Consider the following 3,411-nt stretch of genomic DNA (forward strand, 5'->3'; position numbering starts at 1 on the left):
GTTCCGCTTCAATCGCGTCGCCGGCTTGACGGTCATCTGCGTCGCGCGCAAGCGATGACGTCGATGCGGTATCGGTGCCGCGGGTCGCCTGCATGGGTGCCGTCACGCCAAAAATTTCACGAGAACATGCACAAAATGCATGCGACCCGTTCTAAACCGGGAAACTGTCTGTTATAATTTTTTTCTTTCGGGGCGTAGCGCAGCCTGGTAGCGTACCTGCATGGGGTGCAGGTGGTCGGAGGTTCAAATCCTCTCGCCCCGACCAGACAAGAACCCGCGTCAGCTCAGGCTGGCGCGGGTTTTTTCTTGGCCGTCGCTTTTTTGCACATCGCAGCGCGGCCCCGGTAAAATGCAAGGTTGATCCACGGAAAGCGCCGTGATTTAGCGGAAGAGGATTCCCCGAACATGACTGATCTTCGTCTTACCATGCGGTTCGCTGCAGTGCTCGCCACCGGCGCGCTCGTCGCCGGTTGCGGTACGTCGTCGCCCACGAAAGTGGACTACAAGAGCGATTCGAAATCGAAGGAAGCGTCGCTCGCAGTGCCGCCCAACATGCTCGACGAGACGGCCGATCAGCGTTCGCTGCCGCCCCAGGGCGGCGCGACTTCCCTGTCCGCGCTCCAGCAGGTCCAGCAGGCCGCGCCTGCGCTGGACACCGTCGCGCCGGCCGTGGCCGGCATGCATATCCAGCGCGACGGCACCGAAAGCTGGCTCGTGATCGACGGCAAGCAGCCCGCCGCGATCTGGCCGCAGGTACGCCGTTTCTGGCAGGAGCAGGGCTTCCTGCTCGTCGTCGACCAGCGCGACAAGGGCGTGATGGAAACCGACTGGAACGAAACCCATCCGCAGATCAACGACGGCCTGATCCGCAGCGTGATCTCGAAGGCGATGGGCAATTCGTACGTGACGGCCGAGCGCAACAAGTACCGCACGCGTCTCGATTCGGCGCCGAACGGCGGCACCTACGTGTTCATCAGCCAGAAGGGCATGCGCGAGGCGATCACCGGTGCGAACAACGATTCGAGCAAGTGGGAACCGAAGCCGAACGATCCGGCGCTCGAGACGGAATACCTGAAGCGGCTGATGGCCGTGCTCGCGCAGAACGAGCAGCGCGCGAAGAACGGCGAGCCGCCGATCGCGAACATCAAGGACAACGCGGTACCGAAGGACAAGAAGGCCGATGGCGACGCGTCGTCGAAGGCTGCCGCGGCGATCGCTGCCCAGAACGTCTCGCGCACGTCGGCGCAAGGCAATGACGCGGCTGAAGCGGCCGTGCCGTCCGAAGTCACGCTCGGCGAGCCGTACGACCGGTCGTGGCTGCACGTTGGTCTCGCGCTCGATCGCGCGAACTTCACGGTCGACGATCGCGATCGCTCGAAGGGTCTGTACTTCGTGCGTTACGTCGATCCGAAGGATCTGAGCGCGGCCGAGCAGGGCTTCTGGAGCCAGCTGTTCCACGGCAAGAAGGAAAAGCAGGCGAAGCAGTATCGCGTCAACGTGAAGGCGCTCACGGCCGATCAGACGCGTGTCGCGGTCGTCGACGATGCGGGCGCGATCGATACGTCGTCGCCGGCTCGCCAGATCATGGGGTTGCTCGTGAATCAGCTCCGCTGATCCCGGCGTTTTCCGCCCCCTTGAAAAGCCCGCCATCCGGCGGGCTTTTTTCATGGCCGCTCGCCGACGTGTACGCCTGTTCGGTGGGGCCCGTCCCTTCTCGTGACGTTACGTAACATCCGAGCGTTACGACGACAGAACACGTGTCACATTGTCGCCGATCTAAAAAAATGTCCTTATAAATCAATGGAATGTTGAGCACGTAATGCCTGGCACGCAACCTGCTTTATAGGTTGGAATCGTTAGAACAGGGAGGACGGTGTCAGAGGCCGGGAATGCGCCGCGAGCGCCTGAACAACGGCATCGACACCCTCACATGCCGACGCGCCAAGCGTCGGCGCAACAGATGACGATCCGCGCCAGCGTGCGGATCTCGATGGCCCCGTCGCCTATCCTCGTAGGGCGACGGTTTCGCCCGCGCTTCTCTGAAGCGCGGGCTATTTTTTTGGTGCCATCGCCCTGTCGTATCGGCATAGCCGATGCGTGGTGCGGGATTCGCGTATTCTCGGACTTTTTCGGATGAAGGAGGCGGGAATGGCGGAAATTGCAGTCGTGGCGCTGATCGTGGCGAAGCCGGGCGCGGAGGAGAAACTGCGCACCGTGCTCGAGGGAATCGTCGAGCCGACCCGCAACGAAGCGGGCGCATTGCAGTACGACCTGCACCGGGATCTGAAGGAGCCCGCGCGGTTCGTATTCGTCGAGCGTTGGGAGAGCGAGGAGGCGCTGGCCGCCCATGCGCGTTCCGCGCATATTCTCGCTTATCGCGAAGCGGCCGCGGACTGGATCGAGCGTTCCGAAATCCGCGTGCTGTCGAAGCTCGTCTGAGTCCGAGCCGGGTAGGGCGACCGGACGTGTCCGGTCGCGGCGGCGCGTCAGTGCGATGCGCTGGGTACGTCGAGGATCAGGATGATCGTCCAGTCGGCATCGCCGTCATGGTGATACTGACGCTCGGCAACGATGAACGGTTGCTGCTTGCCTTGCGGGCCGAGGAACAGCACGTCGCCCTCCATCGGCAGGCATTCGATCGGCGGCAGCGCGAGAAACGCGTCGTCCGAGCCGCGGGGCATCAGTTGCTTGATCTGGCGAGTGGCGGCTTCGGTCCACTCGATGTCGAGTTGAATGTTGCTCATGCTGTCCTCCGCACCGGGGTGCGCACGGGTGGAAAATTTCGGTGCGCGACTTTAGCACAGCGCGCGGGCGCCGCAACCAAAAAAGCCGAACCCGGTTACCCGGATTCGGCTTTTTACTGGAGCGGTGCCGCCGAACTTACTGGCTGGCAGCGTCTGCAGCCTTCGCCTTCTTGCCGGCCTTCTTCGCAGCTGCCTTGTGATGCGCAGCCTTCTTGCCGTGGTGATGCTCTTCCTGCGCCGCCGGCTGAGCCGCTTCGGCCGCTTGCTGCTGTTGCAGCGCTTGTGCACGCTGCTCGATCTCGGCGATCTTGGCCGGATCGGTGATGGTCTGAATCTGCGTGCTCTCTTGCGCATACGCTGCGCCAGTCAGCGCCGACATCGCTACCAGGATAGCCAGGGACGTCTTCTTCATTGCTTTACCTCCGCTAAGTGGTGATGAACCCGAGTGTTGCCGTTTCGTCTGGCGACTGCAATCGAGTGCGTGTCGAGTGTAACAAAAGTGACGGATCAATGTGCACCGGATCGTCGCACGACGCAAGGCCCCGTTGAAGTCGCGCAACACTTCGCGCACTTCGTCACGCGTCTGCCATCCAGGGTGGTGCAGCGATTTTCGCGCAGGTTTGCGCGCCGTCGTCAAAACCAGCCGAGCCAACGATAAACGTGGAAT

4 protein-coding genes and 1 tRNA gene are annotated in these 3,411 nt (G+C 62.3%); 3 read left to right on the forward strand and 2 right to left on the reverse strand.

All coding sequences use genetic code 11. From position 1 onward, the window contains the following. Positions 1-188: 188 nt before the first annotated feature. The 3 genes from JMF90_RS29865 to JMF90_RS29875 all read left to right on the forward strand — a co-directional run bounded on the left by JMF90_RS29865 (position 189) and on the right by JMF90_RS29875 (position 2,439). A tRNA-Pro gene (locus JMF90_RS29865) sits at positions 189-265 on the forward strand. A 140-nt stretch (positions 266-405) separates the two neighbouring features. Beyond that, a complete protein-coding gene (bamC, locus tag JMF90_RS29870; RefSeq protein WP_054927676.1) occupies positions 406-1,614 on the forward strand; it encodes an outer membrane protein assembly factor BamC in 1,209 nt (402 codons plus the stop codon). Positions 1,615-2,148: 534 nt separating this feature from the next. Further along, entirely contained in the window at positions 2,149-2,439 is a 291-nt protein-coding gene (locus tag JMF90_RS29875) for a putative quinol monooxygenase (RefSeq protein ID WP_027810280.1), read from the forward strand. Positions 2,440-2,486: 47 nt separating this feature from the next. On the opposite strand, the gene JMF90_RS29880 is transcribed toward JMF90_RS29875, so the two are convergent. Continuing rightward, a complete protein-coding gene (locus tag JMF90_RS29880; RefSeq protein ID WP_006476176.1) occupies positions 2,487-2,744 on the reverse strand; it encodes a hypothetical protein in 258 nt (85 codons plus the stop codon). Positions 2,745-2,880: 136 nt separating this feature from the next. Beyond that, positions 2,881-3,156 carry a hypothetical protein gene (locus JMF90_RS29885; RefSeq protein ID WP_006486101.1) on the reverse strand — a complete coding sequence of 92 codons (276 nt, stop codon included), beginning with the start codon at positions 3,154-3,156 and terminating at the stop codon, positions 2,881-2,883. Positions 3,157-3,411: the final 255 nt, after the last annotated feature.

Source organism: Burkholderia sp. E168m23, from assembly GCF_016586125.1.
Classification (GTDB): domain Bacteria; phylum Pseudomonadota; class Gammaproteobacteria; order Burkholderiales; family Burkholderiaceae; genus Burkholderia; species Burkholderia orbicola.